This is a genomic window from Pseudomonas sp. FG86 (genome assembly GCF_057808775.1).
In genome coordinates this window covers 48,176-62,997 of the sequence record NZ_JBMDIS010000013.1, presented here as the reverse complement: position 1 = coordinate 62,997, position 14,822 = coordinate 48,176, and the positions used below count along the sequence as shown (strand labels likewise).

Genomic DNA, 14,822 nt, shown 5'->3' with positions numbered 1-14,822 from the left:
ATGTCCGAGCAGCAGCACGTCCGTGCGGACGGGACGGTCACGTTCCTTCCGCACCGGCTCAACCGCCATCCCGTGGTCGTGCGCGGCCTCACCGCCGACGAGCTGTGGATCTGCTGCGGCCTGTCCGGCGCGGCCGGCCTGCTGGTCGGCGCGCCGCTTTCGTGGGTGTTCCGCACGATCGCCATCGCACCGACGTTCGTTGTCCTGGGCGTGGCCTTGGGCGTGTTCATCGGCGGCGGCATCCTGCGCCGCCTCAAGCGTGGGCGCCCCGACACCTGGCTGTATCGACAGTTGCAGTGGCGCATCGCAACGCGCCATCCGCTGATGGCCGGCTGGGTGGGCGGCCACGTGCTGATCTCGCGCTCGGGCTTCTGGTCCACCCGCAGGAGCATGCGATGAGCCGCTTCAAGAACGAGATCGCCCACCTGCAGGCGCACATCAAGACCTTGCGCCTGGGCGCGGGCGCGCTGGTCATTGTCGCCCTGGTCATGGGCGGCGGCTGGTGGAGCGCGCCGCGCGACCTGACCATCCACGTCCCGCCCGACCTGCGCTCTGGCAGTACCCGCAAGTGGTGGGAAGTGCCGCCCGAATCGGTCTATGCGTTCACGTTCTACGTGTTCCAGACGCTGAACCGCTGGCCGACCAATGGCGAAGAAGACTACTCGCGCAACCTCCATACGCTCTCGCCGTACCTCACCCCGTCCTGCCAGGCCTTCCTGCGGGCGGACTATGACTACCGCCGCTCCACGGGCGAGCTGCGTCAGCGCGTGCGCGGCATCTACGAGATTCCCGGCCGCGGCTATGGCGACGACCCCACGGCGCGCGTGCGCACCGTATCCGATCGCGACTGGGTGGTGACGCTGGACATCACGGCGGACGAGTACTACGGCGCCGAGCAGGTCAAACGCGCCCTGGTGCGCTATCCGATCAAGGTCACGCGGGTGGACGTCGATCCCGCCCGCAACCCGTTCGGCCTGGCGCTGGACTGCTACGAAGGCGCGCCCCAGCGCATCAGTGCACCGGAGCCGGCGCGCCCGGCGCCGAGTGACCTGAATCCGCAAGCGCCTCAAGGAGGAAACACCCCATGAAGCATCCTGTACTCGCGCTGCTGGGGCTACTGGCCGTGGCCGCGGCACCCGTCGCCCAGGCGGTGGAGATCCTGCGTTGGGAACGCATGCCACTGGCAGTGCCGCTGAAGGTCGGTCAGGAACGCATCGTATTCATCGACCGGAACGTGCGCGTGGGCGTGCCCGCAGGCGTGGGCAAACGCCTGCGCGTGCAGAGTGCGGGCGGCGCGGTGTACCTGCGTGCCAGCGAGCCGATCGAGCCCACGCGGTTGCAACTGCAGGACGCCGACACGGGCGCGCTGATCCTGCTGGACATCGCAGCCGAACCGCCCAAGGACGGGGAAGCCGAGCTGGAGCCGGTGCGCATCGTCGAGGGTGACAGCGCACCGGGACGCTATGGCGAGCAGGCCGACAGTGCCGAGGCCCCGGCACGCGCCCAGGGCCAGGCAGGTGCGCGGACCGCGCGGCGCGAAACTCCGGTCCCTGTCGTGCTGACGCGCTTCGCCGCGCAGAACCTCTACGCACCGCTGCGCACCGTCGAGCCGCTTCCGGGCGTCATGCGGGTCAACCTTCCCCGCGACCTCGACCTGGACACACTGATGCCAACGCTGCCGGTGCGCGCGGCCGTGCTCGCGTCGTGGCGCCTGGAAGACCAATGGGTGACTGCCGTGCGCCTCACCAACACCGGCGCCGACTGGGTCGCGCTCGACCCGCGCGTGCTGCAAGGCGATTTCCTCACCGCCACCTTCCAGCACGAGGCGCTGGGCCCGCGCGGCACGACCGAGGACACGACCGTGCTGTACCTGGTCACGCGCGGCCGCGGCCTCGCGCAGTCGCTGCTGCCGGCGATTCACCGCTTCGACCCTGCCGTGCATCTGCCGCAGCCGGACGGCGACGAGAACGCCAAGGAGGCCCGCCATGCGCAGTAACGGCCTGCTCAAGTGGCTGATGATCCCTGTCGCCATCCTGGTGCTGTTCGCCGGTATCCGGCTGTTCTCGGGTGGAGGCGGCACGGCGCCACCCGCGGCGGACAACGGCGCCCAGCTCACGCCCGAGGAAATGAAGGCGCTGGGCATCGAAGGCGACACCCCGCGCGACACCGTGGCGACGCTCGTTGCCCAAGTGAAGCAGTTGCGCACCGAGCTTCAGACCGCGCTCTCGGACAACAAGTCGCAGCGTGAAGAGAACCAGCGGCTGCGCCAGCGCGAGAACTCCATCGACCAGCGCATCAACTCGGCGCTCGAATCCGAGCGGTCCAACCTGCGCCGCGACCAAGAGCAGGCGGCCAGCGCGCGCCAGCAGACCGAAGGGCTGCTCGCCGACCTGCAGCGGCGCCTGGACAGCATCGGCGGGCGCGGCGGCGGCCATGCGGACCTGCCCGTGGGCCTGGGGCTGCAGGGCGGCGACGAGGCCGGCATGGAGGGCGGCGTGCGGTGGGTCGAGCCGGACGACGCAAAGCCCGCCGAGGGGCGCAACGGGGGGCGTGGCGCGAGCGGCGGCATGAGCTTCCCCACGAGCTTCGGCCCGGCGCAGAGCACGCTCGAAACCACCGCTGAAACCGTGGCCAACGCGGGCGCCCGCGCCGCCGGGGTCAAGAATGCCAAGCCGGTCTATACCGTGCCGACCAACTCGACGCTAATGGGATCGGTGGCGATGACGGCCCTGATCGGCCGCGTGCCGATCGACGGCACGGTCAACGATCCCTATCCGTTCAAAGTTCTGGTCGGGCCGGACAACCTGACCGCCAATGGCATCGACATTCCCGACGTGGCCGGCGCCGTGTTCAGCGGCACCGCCTCGGGCGACTGGACGCTCTCGTGCGTGCGAGGTCAGGTGCGCAGCATCACGTTCGTCTTCAACGACGGCACGATTCGCACGATCCCCGAAGACCGCGAGGGCAACCAGCAGAACAACCAACAGCGCGACGGCTTGGGCTGGATCAGCGATCCCCACGGCATTCCTTGCGTCAGCGGCGAGCGGCGCAGCAACGCCCAGCAATACCTCGGCTCGCAGGCCCTGATCACCGCGGCCGGTGCCGGTGTGGCCTCGCTCATCGAGAGTGGCAGCGGCCGCATGTCCTATGTCGGCTCGGACGGCTCCATCGGCACCGTGGGCATCACCGGCCAAGAAGCGGTCGGCCAGATTCTCGCGGGCGGTGTCCGGGACATGTCGGCCTGGGTCAACAAGCTCTACGGCCAAGCCTTCGCCGCCGTCTATGTCCAACCCGGCGCCAAGGTTGCCGTCCACCTCGAAAAGCCGCTCGCCATCGACTTCGATCCCGAAGGCCGCAAGGTCGATCACCGCGCAGGAGAAAGCCATGCCCTTGAACTTGACTAACCTGGCCCGTGGCCTAGCACTGGCCCTCGCCGTCGCGGTGCTCGCCGGCTGCGCCACCAGCAAGGAAAAGCTGTTGACCCACGGTGACCGCACGATGATGGACATCTGGCAGCAGGAGGCCGGCGACGGCGGTGGCGCAGCCGGACGGAACGCCGGCCGCCAGTTGCTCGATGCGCGCCAGAGCCTGCGTCGGCCCCTGACCGACGCCGACGTGCAGGCCGCACCTGTCGAGCAGATGCGCTACACGCGCACCGCGCGCAATGAGGTTCACCGCCAGTTCCAGCGTCTGCCCAATCCCGATCTCGTGATGTACGTGTACCCGCACCTGGCCGGCACCGACCCCGTTCCCGTGCCGGGCTACACGACGGTTTTCCCCTTGTACCAGCGCGTGCAGTACGCGATGCCTGGCGAGAGGACGGAGGACTACTGATGCGGTGGAAACTTCCATGGCCGAAGCTGGCTGCCGTCAGCGCCGAAGACACCGCCGCCGACGAGCAGCCGGACGGCTGGCAGCGCCACGTCGAGGCCTTGCAGCAAGCCGGCATCCCCGAACCCGGCGCCGCGGTCCAGGGCCGCAAGCCGGCGACCGTGGCCGACGAGCAGGCGCTGTACGACGTCGCACCGTCCTTCGTGGAACTGCTGCCCTGGGTGGAGTTCTTGCCCGAGTCGAAATCGATGCTCCTGGAGGACGGCCAATCGGTGGCCGCCTTCTACGAGCTGGTGCCGCTGGGCACCGAAGGCCGGGAACCCGGCTGGCTCGCGCATGCCCGCGACGCCCTGGAAAACGCGCTTCAGGACAGCTTCGATGAACTGGACGAGAACCCGTGGGTGCTCCAGCTCTATGCCCAGGACGAACCGAGCTTCGACCAGTACATGCAGACCTTGCGCGATTACGTGCAGCCACGTGCGCGCGGCTCGGCGTTCACCGAGTTCTACCTGCGCTTCTTCGGCCACCACCTGCGCGCTGTGGCCAAGCCCGGCGGCCTGTTCGAGGACACGGTGGTCACGCGGCTGCGCTGGCGCGGCCAGACGCGGCGCGTGCGCATGGTGGTGTACCGCCGCGCGAGCGGACAGGGACAGGCAAACCGCCGCGGCCAGACACCCGAGCAGATGCTGGGCATCGTCTGCGACCGCCTGTGCGGCGGCCTGGCGAACGCCGGCATCCAGGCCCGGCGCATGGTCGCGGCCGACGTCCACGACTGGCTGCTGCGGTGGTTCAACCCGCGCCCCACGCTGCTCGGGCCTGGGGTGGAGGACCGGGAGCGCTTCTACGCGTTGGCGCGCTATCCGGACAGTACCGAGGAAAGCGAGGCCGGCGAGATCGAGCTGGCGAGCGGGCGGGATTTCAGCCAGCGGCTGTTCTTTGGGCAGCCGCGCTCGGACGTGGCGCAAGGGGCCTGGTACTTCGACGGCATGCCGCACCGCGTGCTGATCACCGACCGGCTGCGCATGCCGCCCGGCACCGGGCACCTGACCGGCGAGACCCGCAAGGGGGACGCGATCAACACGCTGTTCGACCAGATGCCCGAGGACACCTTGATGTGTCTCACCATGGTGGCCACGCCGCAGGACGTCCTCGAATCGGACCTCAACCATCTGGCGAAGAAAGCTGTGGGCGAGACGCTGGCGTCGGAGCAGACGCTCAAGGACGTGCATGAAGCCCGCTCCCTGATCGGCAGCGCGCACAAGCTCTACCGGGGCACTCTGGCGTTCTACCTACGCGGGCGCGACGAGGCGGAACTGGATCGGCGCGGCCTGGACCTCGCGAACGTGATGCTCAACGCCGGCCTGCAGCCGGTGCGCGAGGACGACGAGGTGGCGCCGCTCAACAGCTACCTGCGCTGGCTGCCGTGCTGCTACAACCCCGGCAAGGACCGGCGCCGGTGGTACACGCAACTGATGTTCGCCCAGCACGCGGCGAACCTGTCGCCAGTATGGGGCCGCGCCCAGGGCACGGGGCATCCCGGCATCACGATGTTCAATCGCGGCGGCGGCCCGATTACGTTCGACCCCTTGAACAGGTTGGATCGGCAGATGAATGCCCATCTGTTTCTATTTGGCCCCACCGGCTCGGGGAAGTCCGCCACGCTCAACAACCTGCTGAACCAGGTGACGGCCATCTACCGGCCGCGGCTTTTCATCGTGGAAGCCGGCAACAGCTTCGGCCTGTTCAGCGACTTCGCCAGGCGCCTGGGCCTGACCGTGAACCGGGTCAAGCTGGCCCCCGGATCGGGCATCAGCCTGGCGCCGTTCGCCGACGCACGCCGGCTGATCGAAACGCCCAGCGACGTACAGACGCTCGATGCCGACGCGCTGGACGAAGACCTGCCCCCCGATGCCTCGGCCATGGAAGCGGACGAGCAGCGCGACGTGCTGGGCGAACTGGAGATCACAGCGCGGCTGATGATCACGGGCGGCGAAGACAAGGAAGAAGCGCGGATGACGCGGGCCGACCGCTCGCTGATCCGCCAGTGCATCCTCGACGCCGCCGAACATTGCGTGGCCGAAAAGCGCACCGTGCTCACGCGCGACGTGCGCAACGCGCTGCGCGCCCGTGGCCAGGACCCGACGCTGCCCGAGATGCGGCGCGTGCGGCTGCTGGAGATGGCGGACGCGATGGACATGTTCTGCCAAGGCACGGACGGCGAGATGTTCGACCGTGACGGCACGCCGTGGCCCGAGGCCGACATCACGCTGGTCGATCTGGCGACCTATGCCCGCGAGGGCTACAACGCGCAGCTCTCCATCGCCTACATCAGCCTGATCAGCACGGTGAACAACATCGCCGAGCGCGACCAGTACCTGGGCCGGCCGATCGTCAACGTGACCGACGAAGGTCACATCATCACCAAGAACCCGCTGCTCGCGCCCTATGTCGTGAAAATTACAAAAATGTGGCGCAAGTTGGGCGCCTGGTTCTGGCTGGCGACGCAAAACATCGACGATCTGCCGCGCGCCGCAGAGCCCATGCTCAACATGATCGAGTGGTGGGTGTGCCTGTCGATGCCGCCGGACGAAGTGGAGAAGATCGCCAGGTTCCGCGAACTCTCGCCGGCGCAGAAGGCGCTGATGCTCTCCGCACGCAAGGAAGCGGGCAAGTTCACCGAGGGCGTCATCCTCTCCAAGAGCATGGAAGTGCTGTTCCGCGCCGTGCCGCCAAGTCTCTACCTCGCGCTCGCGCAAACCGAGCCCGAGGAGAAGGCAGAACGCTACCAGCTCATGCAGCAGCACGGCGTCAGCGAGCTGGATGCCGCCTTCAAGGTGGCTGAGAAGATCGACCGGGCACGTGGCATCGAGTCGCCGACCCTGGACCTGCCCTGAATCTGCCGTACACCGGAGAACGCCATGGAACAGAAACGCCCATCCATTCCGATGCAGGTACAGGCGTTCCGCCGTCGGCGCTGGAGGCTCAGCTGGCCCTGGGTGTTGGCCGCCGTGCTGGTAGCGCTGCTGCTGATCTGGCTCGTGTCCCGCTATTCTGGCAAGTCCACTCCCCAGACTTCAACGCCGGTCAGCGTGACGCAGGTGGCCGGGCCTCCGTGGCAGATGGGAAATCCGGAAGGGCGTTTCACGCTGACGCTCTACGCGGACCTCGAATGCCCGTTCTGCCGATCCTATTTCCCAGTGCTCAAGCGTTGGGTGGCCGGCAACGCGGACGTGGCCTTGCAATGGCACCACCTCCCGTTGGCCGCGCATGAGCCGGCCGCGTCTGCCGAAGCGAGCCTGGCGGAGTGCGCCGGCGAATCTGGCGGCCATGCCGCCTTCTGGCAGGCTGTCGAGTGGGTCTATGCCCACACGCGCAGCGACGGCCAGGGCTTGCCCGAGGACCTGCGGTACCCCGACCTTACGCCAGCCATCGAGCAGTGTCTGGCGAGCGAACGGCCCGAGGCGCCGATCCGCACCCAGACGGCGGAAGCCACGAGCAGCGGCGTGACCGCCACGCCGTCGCTGCGGCTGCACGATCGCGAAACCGGCAAGGCGATCCTACTGCAGGGTCCGATCGAGGGCGATGCCTTGCTGTCGGCCATGGACATGCTCGCGGCCGGCGATCCCGCCGCCACACCTACTACATCGGAAATGCCTGCCGACGTCGTCGGCGACATGCCCAGGTAGCCCCGGTCTTCAAGGCTACGGCGCAGTCCACTGCGCTGACCGAAACCCGTTCGCCTCGCATCCTGGCCGCGAACGATCACCGCTGCCGCGGTGATGGATGCACCTTGTTCGTTCCCCAGGAGGGCTTGCCCTCCCAGGGCGCGCGCCCTCCGATCTCACCGTCTGGAGGTTCGCCATGTCTTTCGTCGTCAATGACTCCTGCCTGGAGTCGCTTTCCGCCATCGCTGCCCAACACGAGGACTGGATCATCCAGCAAGCCATTGCACTGCTGGAGAAGCGGGTTTTCAAAGCGGGTGCGAAACTCCTCGACCCCACGGCCGTGCGCGACTACCTGCGCGTGAAGCTGGTCGCCGAGCCCAATGAGATATTCGCCGCGGTGTTCCTGGACAGCATGCACCAGGTGCTGGCCTACGAGCCGTTGTTCAGGGGCACGATCAACTCGACTTCGGTCTATCCGCGTGTCGTCGTGCAGCGTGTGCTGGAGTTGAAGGCCGCCGCGGTGGTCTTCGCGCACCAGCACCCCTCGGGCATTTCCGAGCCGTCGAGCGCGGATCGCATGCTGACCCAGCAACTGCAGGCCGCGCTGGCGCTCATCGATGTGCGGGTACTGGACCACATCATCGTCGGCCAGGGTGCCCCGTTCTCCTTTGCGGAGTCCGGCCTGCTGTAAGGGTTGCACTGCTTCGTTGATCAGCGCGGAGGCTTCGGCCTCCGCTTTTTTCTTTGCGGCGACGCAAGCAGGTATGCGGGGTGGCCGCGATGCGCATTGTTTGTTGGGGCCGCCTGGGGTTCGGCGTTTGACTATGGCCCTGATCAACTTCCGGGGCACATGACATGCCAGCAGCTTTTACCCGGTTCGCACCAGGCTGGCGAACCCTTGGCCTGGCCGTGGCGCTGCCGACGTCTCTGGCGGTGTTCAGCCCGGCCACCTTCGCCGCCGACGTGGTGGTCGTCACCGACAGCCGCCACCCGGTCAAGACCATGGGCGGCGAGCGACTGATCGAGTTGGGCGAAACGCCCCGGATCGAGGCCGAGCTTTCCGCGAATCTTCCAGCCGACCCTGAGCGGGCAGCAGCCATCGTCCGGCAACGCCTGAAGCAAGGCGGCACCGATCTTCAGCGCCGCATCGGCACCGCCTACCAGGGCGTCACCGACGCATGGAGTTTGGGTGTCACGACCATCCCGGCCGTCGTGGTGGATCAACGCTTTGTGGTCTATGGCGAGCCGGACGTGGCCCGGGCCGTCGCGCGCATCGAGCAACACCGGAGGACGCAGCCGTGACCCATCGCCCATTCGACCTGCTGCGCCGCCTGCGCGTCGCCGTGGCCTCGCTGCTGCTGATCAGCGCCACGGGCAGCTACGCCTTGAACACCGCCACCATCGTGTCCTCCGTCATGTCGCCGGACTGCCTGGAGTACCGGGTGGTGGGCATCTGCTACTGGCTCTACTGCACCTGGACGGGCTGCACGGTGCGCACATCCACCAAGGTCCGGCACTACGTGCCCGATGCGGTCGTCTCCAGCTACAGCAACACCGGAGAGAACCCCTGGGTCGAGGTGCAGGCGATGAGCACGCCCAACCCATCCGCACAGGCAGGTGGGGATGGGACCACGAACGAAGACCACGAAAACAACCTCGCCAAATTCAAGAACAGCGATGTCATCGGCCATCCTGGCGGCGAGGTATTCAACCAGTTCGCATCGTCGTCGGGCTATTTCTGCCAAGGCGCGGGCACGGCCTTCATGCCGTATCTACTCAGCACCCTGGACACGCTGGCTTGGCGCTACAACGTGCCTGAAATGGCCTACCCGGAGGCGTTGATTCCGGGCATGCGCGAGGTCGGTGCGCGCACCACGATGAACCTCTGGGGCAATGTCTATCCGCGCGGCGGCTTCCTGCATCAGACCGATGACTACAAATCCGGGGCCGTCGTGGCCCAGCGCGCCGGTGATGTCGTCACGCGCCGCGGGCAGATCCACGTGTACCAGCCGCTGCTTGTCAACGCCCGCGACGGCTACTGGCCGGCCGGCGCGCTGATGGAGGGTGATGCCTCTACGGGCAAGTGGCAGGAGCTGACGCCGCGCCTGTCCAACACCTGCGTGGTGTTCCCGCACAGCGGCACGCTGACCCAGGCCCAACAAGGCGACTACGCCTGGGCGCTGTGGCGTCCCTATGCGTGCTGCGAACGCCGCGGGCAGGTGTTCCTGGGCAGCGTCGATTTCCTCTGAGGTGCCACGATGAAGCGTCCTGAATCGATGAACCTTTCCGCCAAGGCGTGCCGCCTGCTGCGCCCGAAGGCGCTGGCCGGCCCGCTCGCTCTGGTCTGCGGCCTGGCGTGGGCGCAGGTCGGATACCAGAACAGCGGCCCCGTCCTCGGCGATGACGTCATGTACTCGATCGGCGGTGGCAGTGCGGTGTCCATGGGCCGCGCGGCCGGCATGCGCTCCATCGGGGTCGGCGTGGGGTGGAACAGCAACCTGATCTGCGGCGACATGAGCATCCAGACCACGCTGCGCAATCAGCTCAACGGCATCACGAACGGCTTTCAGCAGATCATGAGCAACGTGATCCAGAGCGCGACCAGCGCGGTTGCATCGCTGCCGGCGCTGATCATTCAGCGCGCCGATCCGGGCCTGTACAACCTGCTGACCAACGGCGTGCTGCAGGCGCGGCTGGACTTCGACCGCTCCAAGCTGACGTGCCGCGCCATGGCGGAGAAGATGGCCGAGACTGCGGGTGGCCAGCTTGGCTGGAGCCAGATGGCCGAAGGCATGGCCTTGCGTGACGCGGTTGGCAGCAACGATGCCGTGTCGGCCGTCGAGCAGGCCGAGACGCGCCGCGGCAACGACGGCCTTCCCTGGGTGGGCGGCAGCAATGCCGGTGGCGCAGGCCAGTCCGCCATCCGCGTGGTCGGCGACGTCACCCGCGCGGGCTACAACCTGGTCAACGGGCGCGGCGTGACGGACACATCCTCCATCGCGTCCACCAGTTGCGCGAGCCTGTCCTGCCAGACCTGGACGTCGCCGCAGCAGGCGACCGAATGGGCCACCCGGGTCCTCGGGGAACAGGTGCAGCGCACGTGCGATTCCTGCACCAAGACCGAGACGGTGCCCGGCGTCGGGCTGACGCCGCTGATCCAGGAGGAGTACGAAGCCAAGCTGGAAGTCTTGCAGGAACTGGTTTCCGGCGTGCGCAACACCACCTTCGAGAACTTGCGCGAGGCCGGCAGCACGTCGCTGCCGATCACGCGCGGCGTCATCGAGGCGCTGCGCGACGAGCCGGACCAGGACCTGCTGGCGCGGCGCCTCGCGTCCGAGGTGGCGCTTTCGTCGGTGCTGGAGAAGGCACTGCTGCTCCAGCGCACGCTGCTCACCGGCAAGAAAGAGCCCAACGTGGCAGCCAACGAGTTGGCAGTCGAGGCCGTGAACCACGAGAGCGACACGCTCGACCGGGAGATCCGCAACCTCAAGACCGAACTTGAACTGCGGCGCGAGCTGGCGAACAACTCGCCGATGGCCATCATCCAGCGCCATGGCACGCGCGCGGCAGGCTCGCGCGGCATCTATGAGGGCGATCCGGTGCCCGACCGCCTCGACCAGTTGCAGAAGGGCAATCCGGGAGGCCGGCCATGAGCGCGGAGCGCATGGCCTGGCGCCCCTTGCGCTGGCTCATCAGCCGGCGTGCGGCGAAAGCACTGCTGTGGGCGGCCGTGATCGTCGCCGCTGCGGTGGGCGCCAACATCGCCGGCATCTATCTCGTTGGCAGCGTGGCCGGCTGGGAGCGGTGGCTCGCGGCCGCATCGGGCTACTTCTTCGTGTGGCGGTTGTTCCTGTACGGGGCGACGGCCTGCGGCTGGGTCTGGATGCGGCGGCGGCTGCTGGCGCGCGAGGACAGCACGCTGGCCCGACGCCGGCTGATTCGCGCTGAGGTCGCCGGCATTGTTGCCATCGTGGCGCTGGAAGCCAGCCTGTTGATGCAGGCCGCTTGAGGGGATCGAGGCCATGACGCTTTTCACGACCGACTACCTGGAGTACTACCTAACCCTCGTGTCCTGGATCGTCAACAACGGCATCTGGGCGGTCCTCGTATCCAGCGGGGTATTCGCGCTGCCTTTCGTCGCCATCATCGTGCAGGAGTGGTTGAAGGCCCGTGCGGAAGGCGCCGACGAGGGCAACAAAGGCGTGCTGAGCGCCGCCCGCATCGAGAACCGGGTCTTCGTCGCCATCGTGGTGGTGATGTTCGCCGGCATTCCGTTCATCGACGTGGACCTGAACACCATCCAGTACGACAGCTCGCGCTCGGCCCAGTGCCAGGTCAGCGTGGCGCAGCCCGGGGATACCGGCTGGTCGCAGTCCTTCAGCACCATCAACAACCAGTCGGCGAAGGTGCCGGTGTGGTGGGCGTTCATGCACGCGCTCTCGCGCGCCGTCACGGGCGCTTCGGTGGCAGCGATCCCGTGCGGCACGGACCTGCGGCAGATGCGCATGGAGATCGACGCTACGCGCATCGATGACCCGGTGCTGGCTCAGGAAGTAGCGGATTTCTCGCGGGATTGCTATGGGCCTGCACGGGCCAAATTGTTCATGCAGCGCCCTCAGCTCGATGAGCAGCAGATGCACGACGTGACCTGGATCGGATCGCGGTTCTTCACCGACACGAACGGCTACTACGACACATACCGTTCCAGCACCCCACGCGAGGACTGGCCCTATGACAGCACCCGCGACGCAGGGCTTGCGCAGGTGGCCAGCGGTGGCGGCTACCCGACCTGCCGCCAGTGGTGGAGCGATGGAAGTAACGGCCTGCGGGCACGCCTGCTGGGTCAGGTGGACCCGAGCCTGTTGAGTCGCCTGGCGGGCTGGGCCGGGTTCCTGAGCCGGGCCGAGGTGGACGACTCGGTGATCCGAGCCATCGCGTCACCGCGGCAGCAGAAGTTGAACCAGGGCAGCGTCTATACGGACTACGGAGGCCAGATCGACAAGACCTTGCCGAACATCGTGACACGGGCCACGGGAGACGTTGGGATGGCCGTCGGCGCGATTGCCGCGTTTCCCGCCATGGACGTCGTGAGACAGTCTCTACCCATGGTCCTCGCCTTGCTCAAGATGGCGCTGGTCATCTGCATCCCGCTCGTGCTGGTCGTGGGCACCTATGACCTGAAGACGGTCGTCACGGTCAGCGTCGTGCAATTCGCGCTGTTCTTCGTGGATTTCTGGTTCCAGCTCGCTCGCTGGATCGACAGCACTATCCTCGATGCGCTCTATGGCTGGGGCTTTGGCTGGAACCGGCCACACACGAACTTCGACCCGCTGGTGGGGCTGAACAATGCGTTCGGCGACATGCTCTTGATGTTCGTCGCGGGCACGATGTTCCTGGTGCTGCCAGGATTCTGGCTGGCAAGCCTGACCTGGGTTGGAATTCGGGCGGGACATGCCATTCAGGGGTTGTCGGACGGCAGCAAGAGCGCCGGCCAAGCCGGGGGCAAGGGGGCTGGGGCACTCACGGGAGGCAAGCTGAAGTAGCCCGGAGTCCGTCAGTCGTCGGTGTACAACTCGTGCGACGTATCGTTGTACAGATTGGGATCGTAGCCCGGTGTCTTGCGCAGTTCTGTGAGATCGGTGAAAGGCCACTCGTCCTCGTCAGAGGTATTGGCAGCAGCAGCCCACGCCGCCGCCACGACGCCCAACAACACGAGTGCGAACCAAAAAGCAACGTAGAGCAGCAATCCCACCACAGACAGCTTGACCACCCACACGAGCGCGGTGGCAACGGCCGCCGGCACCCCCTTGGACACCAACCAGTTCGACGCCCGACGTTCGCCGCGCGCGTAGGCGCGCCATCCGCGGCCAAAGGTGCGGCCGAGGCGTTCTGCGGTGCTGATGCGGGTCGTGGTGTTCATGGTCGTCTCCTGCTACAGAGGGATGCCTATTCCAGTTTGGTCCATTTCATTCTGTTTGGGGCTTCAATGTGCTCTCTTGCCGCTTCAGGACGCTTCGTCATCCGGTTCCACCGGCCCGGGATCAGGCTCCACGCCGACGCGATACGTGGCAACGAAGCGCGGCCAGTCCACATGGTCCACCAGGTCGATGTCATCGACAACGCCGACTCTTGCTGCCGCACGCTCGAACAGGGCGATGCTCTTGGCGGGATAGTTGTTGCGCGACGGATAGAGCACCCCGTCGAACAGCGGCTGGCCATCATCGCCGAGCATCGCATGCACCTGGGCGGACACCTGCTGCGTGTGCGTGTAGTCGCGGCTGGCCAACTGTTCCAGGTTCAGGCCGAAGTAACCCGCCATGACACCCTCGGCCGTGAGATCGGCCAAGCGCACGTCGTCCAGGACCCCCACGGCCCGCACGAGCCGGCTCTCGACTTCCTTCAGCGCAATCGAGCGCTTCTCGTCCGCCAGCCACTGGTGCTTGTGAAACACCGACTCCATCAGCGCCGTGGACAGGTCGCGGCCCAGGTAGAGCACGCCGTAGGTCCGCGCCGGGTCGTCGTAGCGATTGGTGCCGCTGCGGCCATAGTACAGCGGGCTGCCCCGATAGACGACGCGGCTCACATGCTGGAGCAGTTCACCCGCATCGATCAAGAACAAGGGCAGTTCGCGGCTCATGGCGGTCTTGCCTCAATGCACCTGGACGCCCAGCACGTTGAACACCGCTTCGGCCACGTCATCGATTGTGCCATGCGTCACCGCATCCACCGGCGAGCGTCCGCCCAAGCCTTCGAGCGGTTCGGATAGTGCGCGGTAGATCGTCCAGTGGTCGATGCCCTCGACCTCTTGAAGCACGGTTTGGGTCAACTGCTGCTTCACCGGGTCGAGCTGCCAGTCGGGCAGCTTCTGGCCGCGCGGCCCCACATTCAGCGCCAGCAGCCGGCGCGCGAGGATGTCCTTGTAGATCTGCTGGCGCGACTTGTCCGCCAGCTTGGCGTACTCGGGGATCGGCAGGTTGTGCGGCTGGTTGAAGGATTCCAGCAACACGGCGCGGCCTCGCTGGACGTCGGTTTCAGTCGGGGTCCAGCGCGTTTCGGTGCGCAGCGCGGCCGCCTTGCGCGCCAGGGCCTGCTCCACCGTTTCGCCTTCGAGGTTGGCTGGCAGTTTTACCGCCTCCACGCGCTCGTGAATGAACGCCTGCAACTCGGCCGCGAAAGCCGGCGCATCCCGGATTTCAACGGTATCCGCGAAACGGCGCACGTCCTCCACGGTGACGCGCGGCAGACGATCGGCAATGAATTCAATGGCGGTGGGCATGGTCATCTCCCAAGCAGGTTTGAGACAGGATTCACTCTAGTCGCCCTTGT

General features: G+C 66.9%; 16 protein-coding genes. 13 read left to right on the top strand and 3 right to left on the bottom strand.

All coding sequences use genetic code 11. The features are described from left to right. The 13 genes from ACODSV_RS11540 (at position 1) to ACODSV_RS11480 (ending at position 13,039) form a co-directional block, all read left to right on the top strand. On the top strand, positions 1 to 399 hold the full coding sequence (locus ACODSV_RS11540; protein WP_003105639.1) for a TIGR03750 family conjugal transfer protein: 399 nt from the start codon (positions 1 to 3) through the stop codon (positions 397 to 399). After that, entirely contained in the window at positions 396 to 1,088 is a 693-nt protein-coding gene (locus tag ACODSV_RS11535; RefSeq protein WP_003105641.1) for a PFL_4703 family integrating conjugative element protein, read from the top strand. Before ACODSV_RS11540 ends, ACODSV_RS11535 begins: the two co-directional genes overlap by 4 nt. Continuing rightward, positions 1,085 to 1,996, top strand: a complete 912-nt coding sequence (locus ACODSV_RS11530; protein ID WP_003105643.1) for a TIGR03749 family integrating conjugative element protein — start codon at positions 1,085 to 1,087, stop codon at positions 1,994 to 1,996. Before ACODSV_RS11535 ends, ACODSV_RS11530 begins: the two co-directional genes overlap by 4 nt. Continuing rightward, positions 1,986 to 3,404, top strand: coding sequence for a TIGR03752 family integrating conjugative element protein (locus ACODSV_RS11525; protein WP_003109776.1), 1,419 nt, complete (start codon positions 1,986 to 1,988; stop codon positions 3,402 to 3,404). Before ACODSV_RS11530 ends, ACODSV_RS11525 begins: the two co-directional genes overlap by 11 nt. Beyond that, positions 3,385 to 3,834, top strand: coding sequence for a TIGR03751 family conjugal transfer lipoprotein (locus ACODSV_RS11520; RefSeq protein ID WP_003109775.1), 450 nt, complete (start codon positions 3,385 to 3,387; stop codon positions 3,832 to 3,834). Before ACODSV_RS11525 ends, ACODSV_RS11520 begins: the two co-directional genes overlap by 20 nt. Beyond that, complete coding sequence (locus tag ACODSV_RS11515) at positions 3,834 to 6,725, top strand: conjugative transfer ATPase (RefSeq protein ID WP_003105079.1); 2,892 nt, start codon at positions 3,834 to 3,836, stop codon at positions 6,723 to 6,725. The genes ACODSV_RS11520 and ACODSV_RS11515 overlap by 1 nt, the downstream gene beginning before the upstream one ends. A 24-nt stretch (positions 6,726 to 6,749) precedes the next feature. Continuing rightward, on the top strand, positions 6,750 to 7,517 hold the full coding sequence (locus ACODSV_RS11510; protein ID WP_003090202.1) for a DsbA family protein: 768 nt from the start codon (positions 6,750 to 6,752) through the stop codon (positions 7,515 to 7,517). Positions 7,518 to 7,692: 175 nt separating this feature from the next. Continuing rightward, on the top strand, positions 7,693 to 8,187 hold the full coding sequence (locus tag ACODSV_RS11505; RefSeq protein ID WP_003090203.1) for a JAB domain-containing protein: 495 nt from the start codon (positions 7,693 to 7,695) through the stop codon (positions 8,185 to 8,187). Positions 8,188 to 8,351: 164 nt separating this feature from the next. Continuing rightward, positions 8,352 to 8,798: a TIGR03757 family integrating conjugative element protein gene (locus ACODSV_RS11500; protein WP_003109772.1), complete on the top strand. Its 447-nt coding sequence runs from the start codon at positions 8,352 to 8,354 to the stop codon at positions 8,796 to 8,798. After that, entirely contained in the window at positions 8,795 to 9,745 is a 951-nt protein-coding gene (locus ACODSV_RS11495) for a TIGR03756 family integrating conjugative element protein (RefSeq protein ID WP_034137615.1), read from the top strand. The genes ACODSV_RS11500 and ACODSV_RS11495 overlap by 4 nt, the downstream gene beginning before the upstream one ends. Before the next feature lie 9 nt (positions 9,746 to 9,754). Beyond that, positions 9,755 to 11,149 (top strand): integrating conjugative element protein, encoded by a 1,395-nt coding sequence (locus ACODSV_RS11490; RefSeq protein ID WP_003109770.1) that lies wholly within the window; start codon positions 9,755 to 9,757, stop codon positions 11,147 to 11,149. After that, complete coding sequence (locus ACODSV_RS11485; RefSeq protein WP_003090212.1) at positions 11,146 to 11,505, top strand: hypothetical protein; 360 nt, start codon at positions 11,146 to 11,148, stop codon at positions 11,503 to 11,505. Before ACODSV_RS11490 ends, ACODSV_RS11485 begins: the two co-directional genes overlap by 4 nt. Positions 11,506 to 11,518: 13 nt before the next feature. Next, positions 11,519 to 13,039, top strand: coding sequence for a conjugal transfer protein TraG N-terminal domain-containing protein (locus tag ACODSV_RS11480; RefSeq protein WP_003090214.1), 1,521 nt, complete (start codon positions 11,519 to 11,521; stop codon positions 13,037 to 13,039). 11 nt (positions 13,040 to 13,050) lie between these two features. On the opposite strand, the gene ACODSV_RS11475 is transcribed toward ACODSV_RS11480, so the two are convergent. From ACODSV_RS11475 to ACODSV_RS11465, 3 genes are all read right to left on the bottom strand, one after another. Continuing rightward, a complete protein-coding gene (locus ACODSV_RS11475) occupies positions 13,051 to 13,416 on the bottom strand; it encodes a DUF3742 family protein (protein WP_003090216.1) in 366 nt (121 codons plus the stop codon). Positions 13,417 to 13,500: 84 nt separating this feature from the next. Next, positions 13,501 to 14,133, bottom strand: coding sequence for an RES family NAD+ phosphorylase (locus tag ACODSV_RS11470; protein WP_003090219.1), 633 nt, complete (start codon positions 14,131 to 14,133; stop codon positions 13,501 to 13,503). 12 nt (positions 14,134 to 14,145) lie between these two features. After that, on the bottom strand, positions 14,146 to 14,772 hold the full coding sequence (locus tag ACODSV_RS11465) for a hypothetical protein (protein ID WP_003109769.1): 627 nt from the start codon (positions 14,770 to 14,772) through the stop codon (positions 14,146 to 14,148). Positions 14,773 to 14,822: the final 50 nt, after the last annotated feature.

What these genes read in the sequence shown, in the direction of transcription:
- ACODSV_RS11530 (WP_003105643.1), top strand. Translation starts at nt 1,085, where the DNA reads ATGAAGCATCCTGTACTCGCGCTGCTGGGGCTACTGGCCGTGGCCGCG.
- ACODSV_RS11520 (WP_003109775.1), top strand. Translation starts at nt 3,385, where the DNA reads ATGCCCTTGAACTTGACTAACCTGGCCCGTGGCCTAGCACTGGCCCTC.
- ACODSV_RS11505 (WP_003090203.1), top strand. Translation starts at nt 7,693, where the DNA reads ATGTCTTTCGTCGTCAATGACTCCTGCCTGGAGTCGCTTTCCGCCATC.
- ACODSV_RS11475 (WP_003090216.1), bottom strand. Translation starts at nt 13,416, where the DNA reads ATGAACACCACGACCCGCATCAGCACCGCAGAACGCCTCGGCCGCACC.
- ACODSV_RS11480 (WP_003090214.1), top strand. Translation starts at nt 11,519, where the DNA reads ATGACGCTTTTCACGACCGACTACCTGGAGTACTACCTAACCCTCGTG.
- ACODSV_RS11525 (WP_003109776.1), top strand. Translation starts at nt 1,986, where the DNA reads ATGCGCAGTAACGGCCTGCTCAAGTGGCTGATGATCCCTGTCGCCATC.
- ACODSV_RS11500 (WP_003109772.1), top strand. Translation starts at nt 8,352, where the DNA reads ATGCCAGCAGCTTTTACCCGGTTCGCACCAGGCTGGCGAACCCTTGGC.
- ACODSV_RS11535 (WP_003105641.1), top strand. Translation starts at nt 396, where the DNA reads ATGAGCCGCTTCAAGAACGAGATCGCCCACCTGCAGGCGCACATCAAG.
- ACODSV_RS11485 (WP_003090212.1), top strand. Translation starts at nt 11,146, where the DNA reads ATGAGCGCGGAGCGCATGGCCTGGCGCCCCTTGCGCTGGCTCATCAGC.
- ACODSV_RS11515 (WP_003105079.1), top strand. Translation starts at nt 3,834, where the DNA reads ATGCGGTGGAAACTTCCATGGCCGAAGCTGGCTGCCGTCAGCGCCGAA.
- ACODSV_RS11510 (WP_003090202.1), top strand. Translation starts at nt 6,750, where the DNA reads ATGGAACAGAAACGCCCATCCATTCCGATGCAGGTACAGGCGTTCCGC.
- ACODSV_RS11470 (WP_003090219.1), bottom strand. Translation starts at nt 14,133, where the DNA reads ATGAGCCGCGAACTGCCCTTGTTCTTGATCGATGCGGGTGAACTGCTC.
- ACODSV_RS11490 (WP_003109770.1), top strand. Translation starts at nt 9,755, where the DNA reads ATGAAGCGTCCTGAATCGATGAACCTTTCCGCCAAGGCGTGCCGCCTG.
- ACODSV_RS11540 (WP_003105639.1), top strand. Translation starts at nt 1, where the DNA reads ATGTCCGAGCAGCAGCACGTCCGTGCGGACGGGACGGTCACGTTCCTT.
- ACODSV_RS11465 (WP_003109769.1), bottom strand. Translation starts at nt 14,772, where the DNA reads ATGCCCACCGCCATTGAATTCATTGCCGATCGTCTGCCGCGCGTCACC.